The 15,039-nt window shown below is 73.2% G+C and carries 13 protein-coding genes; 2 read left to right on the top strand and 11 right to left on the bottom strand.

Features of this window, described 5'->3' with window-relative positions:
* Window positions 1–5 precede the first annotated feature (5 nt).
* The 9 genes from QDS12_RS03385 to QDS12_RS03345 form a co-directional block, all read right to left on the bottom strand.
* Window positions 6–1,424, bottom strand: coding sequence for a DHA2 family efflux MFS transporter permease subunit (locus QDS12_RS03385; RefSeq protein WP_279876902.1), 1,419 nt, complete (start codon window positions 1,422–1,424; stop codon window positions 6–8).
* 74 nt (window positions 1,425–1,498) lie between these two features.
* On the bottom strand, window positions 1,499–2,284 hold the full coding sequence (locus tag QDS12_RS03380) for a glucosamine-6-phosphate deaminase (protein WP_279876900.1): 786 nt from the start codon (window positions 2,282–2,284) through the stop codon (window positions 1,499–1,501).
* A gap of 13 nt (window positions 2,285–2,297) precedes the next feature.
* Window positions 2,298–3,200 (bottom strand): ROK family protein, encoded by a 903-nt coding sequence (locus QDS12_RS03375; RefSeq protein ID WP_279876898.1) that lies wholly within the window; start codon window positions 3,198–3,200, stop codon window positions 2,298–2,300.
* Complete coding sequence (locus tag QDS12_RS03370; RefSeq protein WP_279876896.1) at window positions 3,197–4,642, bottom strand: glycoside hydrolase family 3 N-terminal domain-containing protein; 1,446 nt, start codon at window positions 4,640–4,642, stop codon at window positions 3,197–3,199. Before QDS12_RS03370 ends, QDS12_RS03375 begins: the two co-directional genes overlap by 4 nt.
* Window positions 4,639–5,478 (bottom strand): carbohydrate ABC transporter permease, encoded by an 840-nt coding sequence (locus tag QDS12_RS03365; RefSeq protein ID WP_279876894.1) that lies wholly within the window; start codon window positions 5,476–5,478, stop codon window positions 4,639–4,641. Before QDS12_RS03365 ends, QDS12_RS03370 begins: the two co-directional genes overlap by 4 nt.
* 1 nt (window position 5,479) lies before the next feature.
* Window positions 5,480–6,439, bottom strand: a complete 960-nt coding sequence (locus QDS12_RS03360; protein WP_279876892.1) for a sugar ABC transporter permease — start codon at window positions 6,437–6,439, stop codon at window positions 5,480–5,482.
* Window positions 6,440–6,580: 141 nt separating this feature from the next.
* Complete coding sequence (locus QDS12_RS03355) at window positions 6,581–7,864, bottom strand: extracellular solute-binding protein (protein ID WP_279876890.1); 1,284 nt, start codon at window positions 7,862–7,864, stop codon at window positions 6,581–6,583.
* 78 nt (window positions 7,865–7,942) lie between these two features.
* Window positions 7,943–9,076: an ROK family transcriptional regulator gene (locus tag QDS12_RS03350; RefSeq protein WP_279876888.1), complete on the bottom strand. Its 1,134-nt coding sequence runs from the start codon at window positions 9,074–9,076 to the stop codon at window positions 7,943–7,945.
* A 70-nt stretch (window positions 9,077–9,146) separates the two neighbouring features.
* Window positions 9,147–10,169: a cation diffusion facilitator family transporter gene (locus tag QDS12_RS03345; RefSeq protein ID WP_279876887.1), complete on the bottom strand. Its 1,023-nt coding sequence runs from the start codon at window positions 10,167–10,169 to the stop codon at window positions 9,147–9,149.
* On the opposite strand from QDS12_RS03345, the gene QDS12_RS03340 reads away from it, so the two are divergent.
* Window positions 10,168–11,094: an SGNH/GDSL hydrolase family protein gene (locus QDS12_RS03340; RefSeq protein ID WP_279876885.1), complete on the top strand. Its 927-nt coding sequence runs from the start codon at window positions 10,168–10,170 to the stop codon at window positions 11,092–11,094. The genes QDS12_RS03345 and QDS12_RS03340 overlap by 2 nt on opposite strands.
* A 60-nt stretch (window positions 11,095–11,154) precedes the next feature.
* On the opposite strand, the gene QDS12_RS03335 is transcribed toward QDS12_RS03340, so the two are convergent.
* Window positions 11,155–12,597, bottom strand: a complete 1,443-nt coding sequence (locus QDS12_RS03335; RefSeq protein WP_279876883.1) for an amidohydrolase family protein — start codon at window positions 12,595–12,597, stop codon at window positions 11,155–11,157.
* A 25-nt stretch (window positions 12,598–12,622) separates the two neighbouring features.
* Between QDS12_RS03335 and QDS12_RS03330 the strand changes: the two genes are divergently transcribed.
* Window positions 12,623–13,282 carry a hypothetical protein gene (locus QDS12_RS03330; RefSeq protein WP_279876881.1) on the top strand — a complete coding sequence of 220 codons (660 nt, stop codon included), beginning with the start codon at window positions 12,623–12,625 and terminating at the stop codon, window positions 13,280–13,282.
* A 72-nt stretch (window positions 13,283–13,354) separates the two neighbouring features.
* On the opposite strand, the gene QDS12_RS03325 is transcribed toward QDS12_RS03330, so the two are convergent.
* The gene (locus QDS12_RS03325) at window positions 13,355–15,001 is read right to left on the bottom strand and encodes an ABC-F family ATP-binding cassette domain-containing protein (protein WP_279876880.1); all 1,647 of its coding nucleotides are present in this window, start codon (window positions 14,999–15,001) and stop codon (window positions 13,355–13,357) included.
* Window positions 15,002–15,039: the final 38 nt, after the last annotated feature.

The following is a 15,039-nucleotide window of genomic DNA, read 5'->3' as shown; positions in this document are numbered from 1 at the left end:
AGGAGTCAGGCGGCCGCCACCTCCACCTCAGGCTCGGTCTCGGCGGCGGGCTGGGCGCCCGGAGTCCTGAGCAGTACGCCGCCCACGACCGCGGCGGCCAGCGCGAAGAGTGCCCCAGCACCGAACGCCACCTGGAAGCCCCCGGTCAGCGCGGCGGCGTGGGCGACGCCGGAGGACGCGAGTGCGTCGCTGCGCCACGTGGCGGCGCTCGCCAGCACCGCCAGGCCGAGCGCTCCGCCCATCGAGAACGACGTGTTGGCGAGCCCGGAGGCCAAGCCGGCCTCCTCCGGGGCGGCGTCGCTCATCGCGACGATGAGCACCGGGTTGAGGGCCACGCCGGCACCGATGCCGGTGAGCAGCATCGCCGGCAGGACGTCGACGAGGTAGCCGCCGTCGACGGGCACCCGGGCCAGCAGCCCGAGCCCGGCCGCGACGAGGACCAGACCGGCGACGAGCGGCGGCTTCGGTCCGAAGCGGAGGACCAGCTTGTCGGACCAGCGCAGGGAGAACACCGCCATCACCACGGAGGTCGGGAGGAAGGCGAGGCCGACCGCGAGGGCGTCGTACTCGAGGACCTGCTGGAGGTAGAGCGAGCTCAGGAAGAAGGTCGCGAACATCGCACCGGCCCACAGGGCGCCGACGACCTGCGCGACGACCAGGTTGCGGAGCCGGAAGAGGCGCAGCGGCACGATCGGGTGGTCGGTGTGGGCCTCCCAGGCGACGAACACGGCGAGCAGGGCGAGCCCGCCGGCGACGTACGGGAGGGCGGAGCCCACGACGCCGTAGACCAGCAGCACGAGGGCTGTGGTGACCAGGACGGCGCCGACGACGTCGAGGCGTGGCGCGACCGCGGCGACGCGCCGGCGGGGCAGGACGCGGGAGCCGAGCAGCCAGACGCCGACGCCGATCGGGACGTTGACGAGGAAGACCCAGTGCCAGGTCAGGAAGCCGGTGAGCACGCCGCCGAGGAGTACGCCGATGGCGCCACCGCCCGACATGACGAAGCCGTAGACCGCCATCGCCTTCGTGCGCTCGGCCGGGTCGTCGAACAGCCCCATGATGAGGGCGAGCGCGACCGCCGAGACCGCGGCGCCGCCGAGGCCCTGGACCGCACGCCCGGCGACCAGCAGCCCCGAGCTCGGCGCGAACCCGCAGGCGACGCTGGCGAGGGTGAACGCGACGACCGCGCCCAGGAACACGCGCCGGTTGCCGAAGAGGTCGCCGAGACGGCCGCCGAGCAGCAGGAAGCCGCCGTAGGTCAGCATGTAGGCGTTGACCACCCAGGCCAGCGCGGTGGGGGTGAAGCCGAGGTCGCCCTGGATGGCGGGCAGCGCGACGTTCACGATGTTCGTGTCGAGGACGATCATCAGGTTGCCGAGGCAGAGCGTGTAGAGCGCGAGCCAGCGGGCGTGCTTGTCGTTCATCGGTACTCCTCGTGGTGGGTGCTCACACCTCCTCCACGAACGAGACGTGCCGGATCCGACAGGCTCGCCGGCGCTCAGATCCCCTGCCAGGCCGGCTTCGCGGCGTAGACCTCGCGGTAGTAGTCCGCCCGGCGCAGCCTCGCCGCGGCGGCGTCGTCGAGCAGGACGGTCGCGTGCGGGTGCAGCTGCAGCACGCTGGCCGGGCAGGTCGCCGACACCGGGCCCTCGACGGCCGCGGCGACGGCGTCGGCCTTGCGCGACCCGCTGGCGATGAGCACCAGGTGCCGGGCCTCGAGGATGGTGCCCAGGCCTTGGGTCAGCACGTGGACGGGCACGTCGTCGACGGAGCCGAAGAAGCGGGCGTTGTCCTCGCGGGTCCGCTTCGTGAGGGTCTTGATCCGGGTCCGGCTGGCCAGTGAGGAGCCCGGCTCGTTGAAGGCCAGATGGCCGTCGGAGCCGATGCCGAGCAGCTGCAGGTCGACGCCGCCGGCATCGGCGATGAGGCTCTCGTACCGGGCGCCGGCGGTCGGGATCGAGTCCTCGGCCGGGTCGGGGCCGTGCACCCGGGCCTCGGCCAGGCCGAGGCCGTCGGTGAGCTCGCGGTGGATGGTCGCGAGGTAGGTCTGCTCGTGCCCGACCGGCAGGCCGACGTACTCGTCGAGGTTGAACGTCTGCACCTCGTCGTACGACGGCCCGGTGCCGTCCCGGTGCCGGCGGACGAGCTCGGTGTAGATCGGCAGCGGGCTCGACCCGGTGGCCGTCCCGAGCACCGCGGCGGGCTTCGAGCGGACCAGCGCCTCGATCGCGTCGGCGGCCAGCGCCCCGGAGGCCGCGGCCGAGGAGGTGATGACTACTTCCACGAGGAGCTCCTCTTCATCGACGGGGCCCGAGGAGCGCGGCGCCGAGCGCGGCGACCGGGACCTCCGGAGGGAGGACCCGGAGCCTGCCGGCGAGGTCGAGGGCGGCCAGGAACGGAGCCCCCGCCGCCTGGTCCAGCAGTGCCGCGGCGACGGTGACCCGGAGCGGCTCGCCGAGCTGCGCGACGCCGCCGCCGAGGACGACGACGCCCGGGTCGACGGTCAAGCAGAGCACGCGGACGGCCGCGGCGACGCCGGCGGCGAACCGGTCCCGCACCGCGATCGCCTTGGGGTCGCCGGTGGCCGCGGCCTGGAAGAGGGCCTCCGCGGGGTGGCCCTGCGCGACCGGCCACGCGGCGGCCAGCGCGGAACCGGACGCGACCGTCTCGATGCAGCCGGTCTGGCCACAGCTGCAGGGCACCCCCTGCGGGTCGACCGGGAGGTGGCCCACCTCCCCGGCCGCCCCGTGCACGCCGCGGCGCAGCCTCCCCTCGAAGGCGAGGCCTGCGGCGAGGCCGGTGCCGATCGAGAGGTAGACGAGGTCGTCGTGGCCGGTCCGGGCGACGGCACCCAGGGTGGCTGCGTTGGCGTCGTTCTCGACGGTGACGGTGGTGCCCAGCTCGGCCGCGAGGAGGTCGCGCAGCGGCACGCTCTCGCCGATGCCGAGGTTCACGGCGTGGCGCACGACGCCGTGCTCGGCGTCGACCAGGCCCGGGATGCCCACCCCGACCGGCACGGCGAGCGGGTCACCGGTCGCGGCGCGGAGGTCCGCGACGACGTCGGCCGCGGTGGCGACCACTCCGGCCGGGCCGGGCGCGGTCGGCCGGCGTACCTCCGCCACGATCCGGCCCGCCCCGTCGACGGCCACGCCCAGCGTCTTCGTTCCTCCGATGTCGAGCCCGATGCTCGTCACGGTCACCGGTCCCACCCTGCCTTCCTCAGCAGCTCCGTCACGGCCTCGGCTCCCGGACGGGAGTAGCCGCGTGTGCAGATCCTCGCGAACGACCCGTACCCGGGACCAGGCCATCCCCACTCGATCACGACGGGAGTGGCGCCGAGGTCGGCGAGCCGGCCGAGCAGGACGCCGACCTCGGGCCGGCGGTGGGCGTCGCGGACCTGGACGATCAGTGGCCCGCTGCCGAGCACGCTGACGGTGCCGCCGGCCTGGACCACCAGGTCCGGGGGAAGACCCCACGGCACGTCGCCCACGGCGATGTTGGCCCGGCTGTCGACACTGACGATCATCGCGCCCGCGAGGTCCGGCAGCTCGCCCTCGACGACGAGAGCCTGCGCGGCCGCGTCGCGGAGCGCGGTCTCGATACGCTCGCTGGCGCTCGCTACTCGACCACCGGAGTCGGCGCCCGCCCGACCGGCGACGTCGGGGGAGCCGAGTGCCGCGACCCGGGCCGCGGCCTCCTCGAGCCGGGCGAACGCCAGCCGGCCTCCGTCCACCGCGTCGACGATCGCGGCCTGGATCTCGCGGACGAGCGACGCCGGCTTGTCGGGGCCGACGCAGAGGAAGTCGGCGCCGGCCGCGAGCGACAGGACGGCCGCCTCGGGGATGCCTCGCGAGGCGGAGGCGCCGGCCATGTCGAGGGCGTCCGACACGATGACGCCGTCGAAGCCGAGCTCGTCCCGGAGCAGCCCGAGCACCACTGGCGACAGCGTCGCCGGGAGCTCCGGGTCGAGCGCGGGTACGACGATGTGGGACGTCATCACCGCCCGGGTCCCGGCCGCCACCGCCGCCGCGAACGGCAGCAGCTCGCGCTCTCGCAGCGTGGTGAGCGGGACGTCGAGCACCGGCAGCGCGAGGTGGCTGTCCTCGCCGGTGTCGCCATGGCCCGGGAAGTGCTTCACGCAGGCGGCGACGCCGGTCTCCTGCAGGCCGCGCACCCAGGCGGCCACGTGCTCGGCGGCGATCCCGGGGTCGGACCCGAACGAGCGGGTCCCGATCACCGGGTTGTCCGGGTTGGAGTTCACGTCGGCGACCGGCCCGAGGTCGAGGTCGATCCCGGCGGCGGCGAGGTCGGCACCGACCAGGCCGCCGACGGTGCGCGTGAGCGTCAGGTCGTGGAGCGCGCCGAGCGCGGCCGGGCCCGGTACCGGCGACCCGGTGAGCGCGTGCAGCCGCGTGACGTCGCCGCCCTCCTCGTCGGTCGTGATCACGCAGGCCGGGTTGGCGGCGTGGATCGCGGCGGTCAGCGCCGGGACCCCCGAGCCGTCGCCGATGTTGGAGCCGAAGAGGCAGATGCCCCCGAGCCCGGCCCGCAGCAGGTCGGCCCAGTCGTCCGGCAGATCGGGGCCCTCGAAGGAGGGCATCAGCACCTGGAGGGCGAGGTCCTCGGCGGACGCGGAGCTCATCCCTTCACCGCACCCGAGGTCAGCCCGGAGACCATCCGGCCCTGCACGATGAGGAAGAAGACGATGACCGGCACCGCGATGATCGTCGAGGCGGCGAGGACCGCTCCCCAGTCCACGCCCTTCTGGGAGTCGGTGAAGACCGACAGCCACACCGGGAGCGTCTGCTTCGACTCCCGGGTCATCACCACGACGGCGAGGGTGAACTCGTTCCAGGCCTGCAGGAAGCCGAAGACGCCGGTCGCCACCAGGCCGGGCGCGAGGAGCGGGAAGGTGACGCGGAAGAACGCCTGCATCCGCGAGCAGCCGTCGATCATCGCCGCCTCCTCCAGCTCGTAGGGCACCCCCGCCACGAAGCCGCGCAGCGTCCAGATCGTGAAGGGCAGGACGTTGGCGACGTACACGATGGTGAGGCCGACGACGGTGTTGAGGAGGCCGAAGCCCTCGAGCATCTTGTACTGGGAGATGAACAGCCCCTCGACCGGGATCATCTGGATCACCAGCAGCGCGAGGATGAACGAGATCCGGCCGCGGAAGCGGAAGCGGGTCACCGCGACGGCCGCGAGGAACGCGAAGACCAGCGAGATGAGCACCGTCGCCAGGGTGACCATCAGCGACATCGACAGGGCGTCCCAGATGCGGCCGCCGGTCAGGACCCGGCGGTAGTTGGCGAGCGTGCCGCCGAAGGGCACCCAGGTCGGGTCGGGGTTGCGGATCTTGTTCCGCGGCAGGAAGGAGTTGTTGACCATCCAGTAGACCGGGAACGCGCAGACCAGGAAGATCGCGATCCCGGCGAGGTTGGCGCCGAGCCTGCCGGCGGGACTGACACGGTTCGCCATCTCAGGCCTCCTTCTCCTGCTTGAGCATGAGCCGCACGTAGGGAGCCGTCATGACGACCGCCAGCGCGAGCATGAACATGGCGGCCGCCGAGGCGAGGCCGAAGTGGCCTCCGCCGACGCCCTGCCGGTAGATGAACGTGCCGAGCAGGTTGGTCTGCTCGGTGACGCCGCCCGCCTTCTGCAGGTTGAAGATCTGGGTGAAGACGCGCAGGTCCCAGATGATCTGCAGCAGCAGGACGACGTAGAGGACCGGCCGGATCGTCGGCAGTACGACGTGCCGGAACCGCTGCCCGCCCGTCGCGCCGTCGATCTCGGCGGCCTCGACGAGCTCCTCCGGCACCTGCGTGAGGGCGGCGTACATCGTGAACGCGACGAACGGGACGCTCATCCACACCACGATCACCGTGGCGACCCCGAAGAACGACATCGGGTGCAGGAGCCAGGCGTGACCGTCGAAGTCGAGGCCGAGGTGGGTGAGCAGCCAGTTGACGATGCCGTACTGGGTGTCGAAGAGGAACGTCCACACCGTCATCGACGCGACCACCGGCATCGCCCAGGCGAGCAGCAGGCCCGCCTGGACCGCGATCCTGACCACCTTCGACATCCGCATCATGAGCAGCGCGACGGCGAGCCCGAGGCACGCGGTCAGCGCGGCGTTGGCGAGGCAGAAGAGGACGGACCGGAGGACGACCTTCCACAGGTAGGAGTCGGTGACCAGCTCGCGGTAGTTCTGCAGGCCCACCCACTCCGGGGGCTTGCCGAACTGCTGGGCGAGGCCGAAGTCCTGGAAGGACAGGACGACCTGCCGTACGAGCGGGTAGCCCAGCGCGAGGGCCAGGGCGGCGGTGGCAGGAACGAGCAGGCCGTAGGGCAGGGCGTTGACGCTGCGGCGTCGTCGCTCCGGCCCACTGCTCACCGGCGTGCTCGTCTCCGCGGGGAGGACTTCCTGGGTGGTGGTCATGGCGGTTCCAGTCGTCGGTTCAGGAGAGGTCGCGGCGGGCATGGCGCGGGCCTGGTCTCGATGTGTGACCAGCGAGCGATCGCTGGTCGAGCAGCCCGAGCCGCTAGGCGAGGGCGTCTCGAGACCAGGCCCGACGCGCGACTACTTGTTGAGGACCTCGGCGATGTGGCTGTCGGCCTTGTCGGCGAGGGACGCGAGGTCGCCACCCTGCGCGATCTGGGAGAACAGGTCCTCGAGGGTGCGGTCACCCTCGATGAGCGCCCAGTTGGCGGCGGCCGGGGTCAGCTTGGCGTTGCTGGCCGCGGCGATGGTGGCCTGCGCGTACTCGTCCGAGCCGAGCTTGGACGACAGCGAGTTCTTCGCCGGGGTGAGACCGTGGTGGGCGAGGATCGACTGGTAGTCCTCGCTCAGCATGAGGGCGAGCGCCTTCTCGGCCAGGCCCTGGTGCTGGGACTTGGCCGAGATCCCGAGGTCCGAGCCACCCAGGAGCACCGGCGCGGGCTGGCCGTCGGCGCCCGGGACCGGGAAGACGCCCAGGTTCTTGGCGATGTCGGGGCAGCCGGTCTTGGCGTCCTCGAGCATGCCCTTGACCCAGCCGGGGCGCACCATCATGCCGATCTCGCCCGCGCAGAACGGGGTGACGGGGTCGGCCTCGGTGGCATCGGCGGGCGCGCCACTGGCCTGCTTGAAGATCTTCTGGACCGTGGCGAGGCCCTCCTGCGACGCCGGCGAGGAGAGGGCGCCCTTCCAGCTGTCGCCGTCCTTGACCGCGAAGTCGCCGCCGGTGTTCCAGAGGAACGCGGCGCCGTCGCGCCAGTCCTGGCCGGGCAGCCAGAACCCCGAGAAGTTCTTCGGGGTCGGGTTGGCCTTCTTCAGCTTGATGGCGTCGTCCACGAACTCGTCGGTCGTGATCGGGACGGCGGAGATGCCGGCCTTCTTGAAGAGGTCCTTGCGGTAGAAGACGTAGGTCGAGCCCGCGTAGTAGGGGACGGCGAACGTCTTGCCGTCGATCGTGGCGCCGTCGACGAAGCCCTTGAGCAGGTCGTCGCCGCCGAGGTCCGAGAGGTTGTCGGTCAGGTCGCTGAAGGCGCCGGCGGTGGTGAAGGTCGGGGCCTGGGTGTTGCCGACCTCGACGACGTCGGGCGTCTCCTTGTCGCTCGAGAGCGCGGTGGTCAGCTTCTCGACCAGGCCGTCCCACTCCTGCTGCTCGATGGTCAGCGTGGAGCCCGGGTTCTGCTCCTCGAACGTCTTCTTCAGCCAGGCGCGGGCGTCGTCGGGGGTGTCGGCCCCGTTGAGCCAGACGCGGATGTCGGCGGTCTTGCTGCCGCTGTCGGCGCTCTTGTCGTTGCTCGAGCCGTCGCTGCTGCCGCACGCACTGAGGGCGAGCATCGCCCCGACCGCTGCGACCGCGAGTGTCTTCTTCATGCGCACCGCAGTGTTCCTCTCATTCCATGGGGTGTTTCGGGGTGGCGACTCGAGGGCCGAGTCGGTCTGGGGACTCGGCTAGGAGACGCCGAGCTCTCCGGCGAGGACGAGCACTGCCGCTCCGGACAGCACGACGTCGTCGCCGAGGGTCGAGGTGCGGACGACCAGGTGGTCGCCGCTGACGGGCATCGTCCGCGCCCGGATGGTGGCGTCGACGGCCTCGCGCAGCGTGCCGTCGAGCAGCTCGGCGGGTCCGGCCAGGACGACCTCGTGGAGGTTGAGGGTGCCGACGACGGGGGCGAGTACGGCGCCCAGCTGCTCGCCGGCCCGACGCAGCACCGCGTCGGCCCCCGCCTCGTCGGCCGCCATCGCCTGCCGCAACCGCGGGGCGGCGAGCAGGGTCTCGAGGCAGCCGACCCGGCCGCAGGCGCACCGCTCGCCGTCGGGGTCGACGACGACGTGGCCGATCTCGCCGGCCGCCGCGCGGTGGCCGTGCAGCAGTGCCCCGCCGAGGACCAGGCCCGCACCGACACCGATGCCGACCCGGAGGAGCATGAGCCCGCCGTCGGTGTTGCCCTCGCCGAAGGTGTGCTCGCCGAGCACGGCGGTGTTGGCGTCGTTGGCGACGTAGACCGGCAGCCCGAGCGCCTTCCGGAGCCCGTCGGCGAGCGGCTCGTCCGACCAGCCCAGGTTGGGCGCGTCGACGACCGTGCCCGCCGCGTCGACGACGCCGGGGCTGCCGACGCCGACGCCGAGGATCGGGCGGTCGGTGAGGGCGATCAGCTCGGTGGCCAGGCGGTGGAGCAGCGCGACCGCGTCGACGCCGGTCGCACCGGCCAGGGCCAGCTCGTGACGCGCCTTCACCTCGCCGCCGAGGTTGACGATCGCACCGCGCATCCGGTCGTCGGGGCTGAGGTCGATCGCGACGATGTGGGTGGCGTCCGACAGCACCCCCACGAGCGTCGGCGGCTTGCCGACGCGGGTCTCGGCCGGCGCGCCGAGCTCCTCGAGCAGGCCCTCCCCGGCCAGCTCCGCGACCAGGTCGGACACGGTGACCCGGGTCAGGCCGGTGCTCCGCGCCAGGTCCGCCCGGCTCGCCGGGCCCCCACGGAACAGCTCCTGGAGGAGCAGCGCGCGGTGGTGTCGGCGCGCGTCCTCCTGGAGGAGCTTGCCGCGGGGCCGCAGGGGACGCCCGACCGGAGACGGTGACATGTTTGTTAGTTCACCGGATTAACTAATCCTGCGTCAAGCGGTTCGCCGAAGATTTTGTGATCCGGGGCACTCAGCCGGTCAGCGCCGGCTCGTCCGGAGGCGCCAGGGTGAGGATCGCGTCCTCGATCAGGTCGTCGGTCTCGATGTCGGCCTCGACCGTCCGCAGTCGCAGCGCCAGATGGGACTCCACGTCGTCGCCGACCAGGTCGACGGCGGCCACCACGAACAGCCGCTGCGGGCCGACGTACTCGACGTGGAGGTAGGTGATCCGGTCGATCTGCGGGTGGGCGAGCATCCGGCCGAGGACCTGCTGGCGCAGACCCGGGTCGAGCGCCTCCCCCATGAGGTACTCCATGTTGCGTCGCATGAGGAAGACGGCCACCACGGCGAGCAGGAGGCCGATGAGGATGGAGCCGATCGCGTCGTACGCCGCCTCGCCGGTGAGCTGGTGCAACCCGATGCCGGCCGCGGCCAGCGCGATGCCGATCAGGGCGGCGAGGTCCTCGAGGAAGACCGCCCGGACGGTCGGGTTGGAGGTGCGGTCGACGTAGCGCAGCGGGTGCAGGCGGAGCCGCTTGGCGGCGCCGCGGACCTGCCGGGTGGCCTGCAGGAACGACGTGCCCTCGAGGGCCAGCGCAAGGGCCAGGACGACGTAGTTGGCGATGAACGTCGACGACTCCTCGTGGGACGGGTGGAGCAGGTCGGTGACGCCGTGCCAGATCGAGACCATCGCGCCGGCGGAGAAGAGTCCGAAGGCGGCGACGAGCGACCAGATGTAGGTCGCCTGGCCGTAGCCGCGCGGGTGCGCCTCGTCGCGCGGGCGGCCGCCGCGCCGCTCGGCGAGGATGAGGAAGAACTCGTTCCCCGTGTCGGCCCAGGAGTGCGCGGCCTCGGCGACCATGGCGGCCGAGCCGGTGAGGATCGCCGCGGCGGACTTGGCGATCGCCAGCAGGCCGTTGGCGGTCAGCGCGACGATGACGGTGAGGAGCGACTCACCGCCGCCCGACGTCTGAGAGGTGTCCTGGCTGTCCACGCCGGACCCGTATCCCGCCGACGTCCCGCGCATCCGCCCGCCCTCTACGGTGGGGAGCATGCCCGGCCGCTCCCTCGTCGCTCATCGGCGGCGGCACCTGGCGGGTCCGCTCGCCCTGGCCCTGCTGGCCGTGCTCGTCCTGTGCGGTTGCTCGGCCCATCACGGCCGCGCGTCGGCGGACGGTCCGACGCCGGCACCGGTCCCGCCGTCGTCTTCGGGATCGGCGGGGTCGCCTGCCGCCGCGCCGCGGTTCACGCGCTACGTCGCGATCGGCGACTCCTACACCGCCGCGCCCGGCGTGCCCGGGGAGCAGTCCGACGACGGCTGCCTGCGGTCGAGTGGCAACTACCCGCACCTGCTCGCCGCTGCGCTGCCGGTCGCGCGGCTGGTCGACGTCAGCTGCAGCGGCGCCGACACGAGCGACGTGCGGCATCCGCAGCTCGACCGCATCGCACCCCAGCTCGACGCGGTCACCCGCGACACCGACCTGGTGACGATCGGGCTCGGCGGCAACGACGAGGACCTGTTCCACAACCTGCTGGTCTCCTGCCTGGCGCGTCAGTCGAACGAGCGGGCGGCCTGCTCCTCGTTCGGGTCCGGTGTCCCGTCGGTCCTCGACGGGATCGAGCGCAACCTGGTCGCCGTCGTCCGGGCCGTGCGGACGAAGGCGCCGGCGGCGCGGGTGCTGCTGATCGGCTATCCGCAGGTCGCCCCCGCGGGAGGCAGGTGCGCCCAGCGGCCGCTTGCGAACGTGGGCGACCCCCAGGGGCGGCAGGTCAACCGGGGTCTCACCGAGGCGGTCCGGCGGGCCGCCACGGCCACTCGGGCGACGTACGTCGACGTCTGGACCGCCTCTGCCGGCCACGACCTCTGCGCCGCCGACCCGTGGATCAACGACCTCTCCGGTCCGGGCGCCGCGCCGTTCCACCCCTTCGCCGCTGAGCAGGCGGCGGTGGCGCGGCTGGTGGAGGCGGCGGTCATGTAACCGTCGGTTAGGCCATCTTCCCGACCGCTGCAAGGTCCAGGAAGATGACCGCACCGACGGTTACCTGCCCCAGACGACCCGCCCGCCGACCACCGTGAGCGCAGCCGACAGGTCGCGGAGGGCGGCCGGGGAGGCGGCCAGGGGGTCGGCGTCGAGGAGGACCAGGTCGCCGGGCTCGCCGACGCGGGTACGCCGGCCGTCGACCGAGGCGGACAGCGCCTCCCCGGTCGAGAGCGCCTGCTCGGGGTGCCACGGCTCGTCGGCCGGGTCGCCCCGGTGGACGGCGGCCGAGATGGCCAACCAGGGGTCGAGCGGCGCGACGGGAGCGTCCGAGCCGAGCGCGATCGGGACCCCGGCGTCGCGCAGCCAGCGCAGCGCGAACGACCGCTCCCCGCGTCCGGGCCAGACCCGTTCGGACGTCGTGCGGTCGTCGAGGAGGTGGGCCGGCTGCACGCTGGCGGTGAGGCCCAGCCTGGCCAGGTCGGCGACGGCGTCGCGCGTCACCAGCTGGGCGTGCTCGATCGACCCGGCGGCGCCGGTGGCGGCGTAGACGGCGAGGGCCTCGGCCAGCGCCCGGTCGCCGATCGCGTGGGTCGCCACGGTGAAGCCGTTCGCGGTCCCGCGGGTGAGCAGGTCGTGGAGCTCCGCGGCGGACTGGTTGGGCGCGCCGTGGCCGCCGGTGTCGGCGTAGGGCTCGCAGCACCACGCGGTGCGCGTGCCGAGCGAGCCGTCGCTGATGATCTTGAGCGACCCGACGCTCAATCCGGGGGCCAGCTCGGCGCCGGTGCGGAGGCCGGCGGCCAGGGCGGCGTCCAGCGTGTCGGCGTACGCCGACCAGCGCACCCGCAGCAGGTCGCACCCCTCGTCCCAGCGCGATGCCCAGTCGGTCCATGGCGCCCCGAACTCGAAGTCGACGACGCCCACCACGCCGCGCGACGCGGCGCGCGCCAGCACCCGCTGGTAGTCGTCGACGGTCGGTCCGCCGACCAGCGCCGTCAGCCGCGGGTAGGCGTCGAACCACTCCCCCTCGCTGACCACCTCGTCGCGGCGCGCCAGGCCGAGCGCGTCCAGTCCCGCGGTGTTGAGCCAGCCGTGGTGGCAGTCGCTGTTGACCAGCACGACCGGGACGGATCCGCTGACCGCGTCCAGCTCCGCGACCGTGACCGGACGCGACCACGTGCCGGCACGGTGACCCATCCCGACGACCGGGCGCCCGGCGTCGACGGCGCGCGCCACGACGGCCAGCGCCTCCTCCGGCGTGCGGGCCGCGGACAGGTCCAGGCGGCGGGAGGCGATCGCCCACTGCCCGAGGTGCACGTGCGCGTCCCACAGTCCCGGGACCAGCCAGCGGCCGTCGGCGTCGATCTCCGGCACCCCGGCGTCGGGGAGCTCGCGGCCCACGGCGGCCACGGCACCCGACCGCACGAGCACGTCGACCGGCTCGGCGTACGGCTCCCCGTCGAGAGGCACGACACGGGCGGCACGCACGAGCAGGTCGGACATGGCGCACATCATCTACGGTTTGCCCATGGGGACGCGCACGAGGTGGGGCGTGCTGGTCGTCACCGGGCTGGTGGCTGCCGTCGGAGGCTTCGCGATCGCCTCCGTCACGGGCCCCGGCGAGCACCGCACGGCGGTCGCGACGCCCGTCCCGGCTCAGCCGGAGCTGCCCGTCGACCCCTCGACGCCGCCCGCGCAGGACATCGACTACCCCGCGCTGCCGGCGGGGCTGACCTACCAGCCGCAGACGCTCGGTCACGGGGCGTTCACCTGGGACTACGCGGTGCCCAGCAGGTGGAAGCGCTACGGCGCCGACGAGAACCTCCTGGCCAACGAGTACCGCTGGCGCCCACCCGACGAGCCCACCGTCGGCGGGTTCAGCGTGCGGGTGAAGCTCGTCAACACCCACCAGACGCCGGCCGAGATGGTCGCGGCCAAGAAGGCGGCGCTGGCGGCGAGCCCGGACGCCTACGCCGACTTCACCGTCGTGACGGAGACCTCCGACACCCTCGGGTTCACCTACCGCGTGCCGAGCTCCAACACGCTGCGCTACAACACCTTCCACTGGATCACCCAGCCGGGCGAGGACGAGGCCGGCGTGGAGATGTCGGTCGCCGGCCGCGAGCGGGACCGGGCGGGACTCGCCGACCTGCTCTCGAGGGTCTCCGCGAGCTTCAGGCTTCGGTGACCACCCCGCGGGCGCCTGACCCTTCCGACCCCGACATGCGGCGGCGGCGTTCGAGAGGTCAGGGACGCCGGGTCAGGACTCGGTGACGCGGCCGTCCTCGACCCGCAGCTGCCGGGTGGTGTGCACGGCGGCCAGCATCCGCCGGTCGTGGGTGACCAGCAACAGGGTGCCCGGATAGGCGTCGAGCGCCGACTCGAGCTGCTCGATGGCGGGCAGGTCGAGGTGGTTGGTCGGCTCGTCGAGCACCAGCAGGTTGACCCCGCGCGCCTGCAGCAGCGCGAGCGCCGCGCGGGTCCGCTCGCCGGGGCTGAGCGTGGCCGCGGCGCGGAGCACGTGGTCGGCCCGCAGCCCGTACTTCGCCAGCAGCGTGCGGACCTCCTCGGGCGCGAGGTCGGGCGCGTGCGTCCGGAAGGCGTCGACCAGCGCCTCGTCGCCCTCGAAGAGCGCCCGGGCCTGGTCGACCTCGCCGACCACCACACCGGGGCCGAGCGAGCCCGACCCCTCGTCGAGCGGGATGCGGCCGAGGAGCGCGCCGAGGAGGGTCGACTTGCCCGAGCCGTTGGGTCCGGTGATGGCGACCTTGTCGGCCCAGCCGACCTCGAGGCTGACCGGGCCCAGCGTGAAGTCGCCGCGCCTCACGACGGCGTCGCGCAGCACCGCCGTCCGGGCACCCGAGCGGGGCGCCACGGCGATCTCCATGCGCAGCTCCCACTCCTTGCGAGGCTCCTCGACCGCGTCGCGCTCGAGTCGCTCGATGGCCCGCTCCGACTGCCGCACCTTCGACGCCTGCTTCTCCGCCGACTCAGCACGGAAGCGCCTGATCGACTTGTCCGGCTCGTCGTTGATCGAGCGGCGCGCGTTGCGGACGCCCTGGTTGGCCCACGCCCGCTGGGTCTGGATCCGGCCGCCGAGGTCGGCGAGCTTGCCGGCGTACTCCTCGTAGGCCTCGCGAGCGTGGTCCCGGGCGATCTCGCGCTCGCGGAGGTAGGCGTCGTAGCCGCCGCCGTAGAGGTTGACCTGGTGCTGGTGGAGGTCGAGCTCGACCACGCGGTCGATGGTGCGGGCGAGGAACTCGCGATCGTGGCTGACGATGACGACCGGCGCCCGCAGGTCGCGCACGAACCGCTCCAGCCGGTCGAGCCCGTCGAGGTCGAGGTCATTGGTCGGCTCGTCGAGGAGGAAGACGTCGTAGCGGCTCAGCAGCAGGCCGGCCAGGTTGGCCCGCGCCGCCTGGCCGCCGCTCAGGCTCGTCATCTCCTGGTCGAGGTCCACCCCGAGGCCGAGGTCGGCCGCGACCTGCTCGGCCCGCTCGTCGAGGTCGGCCGCACCGAGGGCGAGCCAGCGCTCGAGCGCGGCGGCGTACTCCTCGTCGGCGCCCGGCTCCCCCGCACTGAACCGCTCGGTCGCCGTGTCGAACGCGCTCTGCGCCTCGGCGACGCCGGTCCGGCGAGCCAGGAAGGCCCTGACGGTCTCGCCGGCGCGTCGGTCCGGCTCCTGCGGGAGGTAGCCGATCGTCGCCGTCGGCGGGCTGACCGACACCGTGCCGGCCTCGGGCGCGAGCGCGCCCGCGAGGATCCGGAGGAGGGTCGACTTGCCGGCGCCGTTGGGCCCGACGAGCCCGATCACGTCACCGGCCGCGACGATGAGGTCGAGCCCCTCGAAGAGCGCCGTGGCGCCGTGTCCGGCGGCCAGGCCGGAGGTCTGGATGGTGGCGCTCACTCGGTCGAGCGTATCGGCGGTGTCGACCGGTTTCCGGC

This window comes from Nocardioides sp. CER19 (assembly GCF_029846275.1).
Classification (GTDB): Bacteria; Actinomycetota; Actinomycetes; order Propionibacteriales; family Nocardioidaceae; genus Nocardioides.
The sequence above is the reverse complement of the archived record's forward strand: the minus strand, read 5'-3'. Positions and strand labels throughout refer to the sequence as shown.

Excerpts from the sequence above, each read along its gene's own strand:
- QDS12_RS03385 (WP_279876902.1), bottom strand. The coding sequence starts at position 1,424 with ATGAACGACAAGCACGCCCGCTGGCTCGCGCTCTACACGCTCTGCCTC.
- QDS12_RS03340 (WP_279876885.1), top strand. The coding sequence starts at position 10,168 with ATGCCCGGCCGCTCCCTCGTCGCTCATCGGCGGCGGCACCTGGCGGGT.
- QDS12_RS03350 (WP_279876888.1), bottom strand. The coding sequence starts at position 9,076 with ATGTCACCGTCTCCGGTCGGGCGTCCCCTGCGGCCCCGCGGCAAGCTC.
- QDS12_RS03335 (WP_279876883.1), bottom strand. The coding sequence starts at position 12,597 with ATGTCCGACCTGCTCGTGCGTGCCGCCCGTGTCGTGCCTCTCGACGGG.
- QDS12_RS03365 (WP_279876894.1), bottom strand. The coding sequence starts at position 5,478 with ATGGCGAACCGTGTCAGTCCCGCCGGCAGGCTCGGCGCCAACCTCGCC.
- QDS12_RS03330 (WP_279876881.1), top strand. The coding sequence starts at position 12,623 with ATGGGGACGCGCACGAGGTGGGGCGTGCTGGTCGTCACCGGGCTGGTG.
- QDS12_RS03355 (WP_279876890.1), bottom strand. The coding sequence starts at position 7,864 with ATGAAGAAGACACTCGCGGTCGCAGCGGTCGGGGCGATGCTCGCCCTC.
- QDS12_RS03345 (WP_279876887.1), bottom strand. The coding sequence starts at position 10,169 with ATGCTCCCCACCGTAGAGGGCGGGCGGATGCGCGGGACGTCGGCGGGA.
- QDS12_RS03360 (WP_279876892.1), bottom strand. The coding sequence starts at position 6,439 with ATGACCACCACCCAGGAAGTCCTCCCCGCGGAGACGAGCACGCCGGTG.
- QDS12_RS03370 (WP_279876896.1), bottom strand. The coding sequence starts at position 4,642 with ATGAGCTCCGCGTCCGCCGAGGACCTCGCCCTCCAGGTGCTGATGCCC.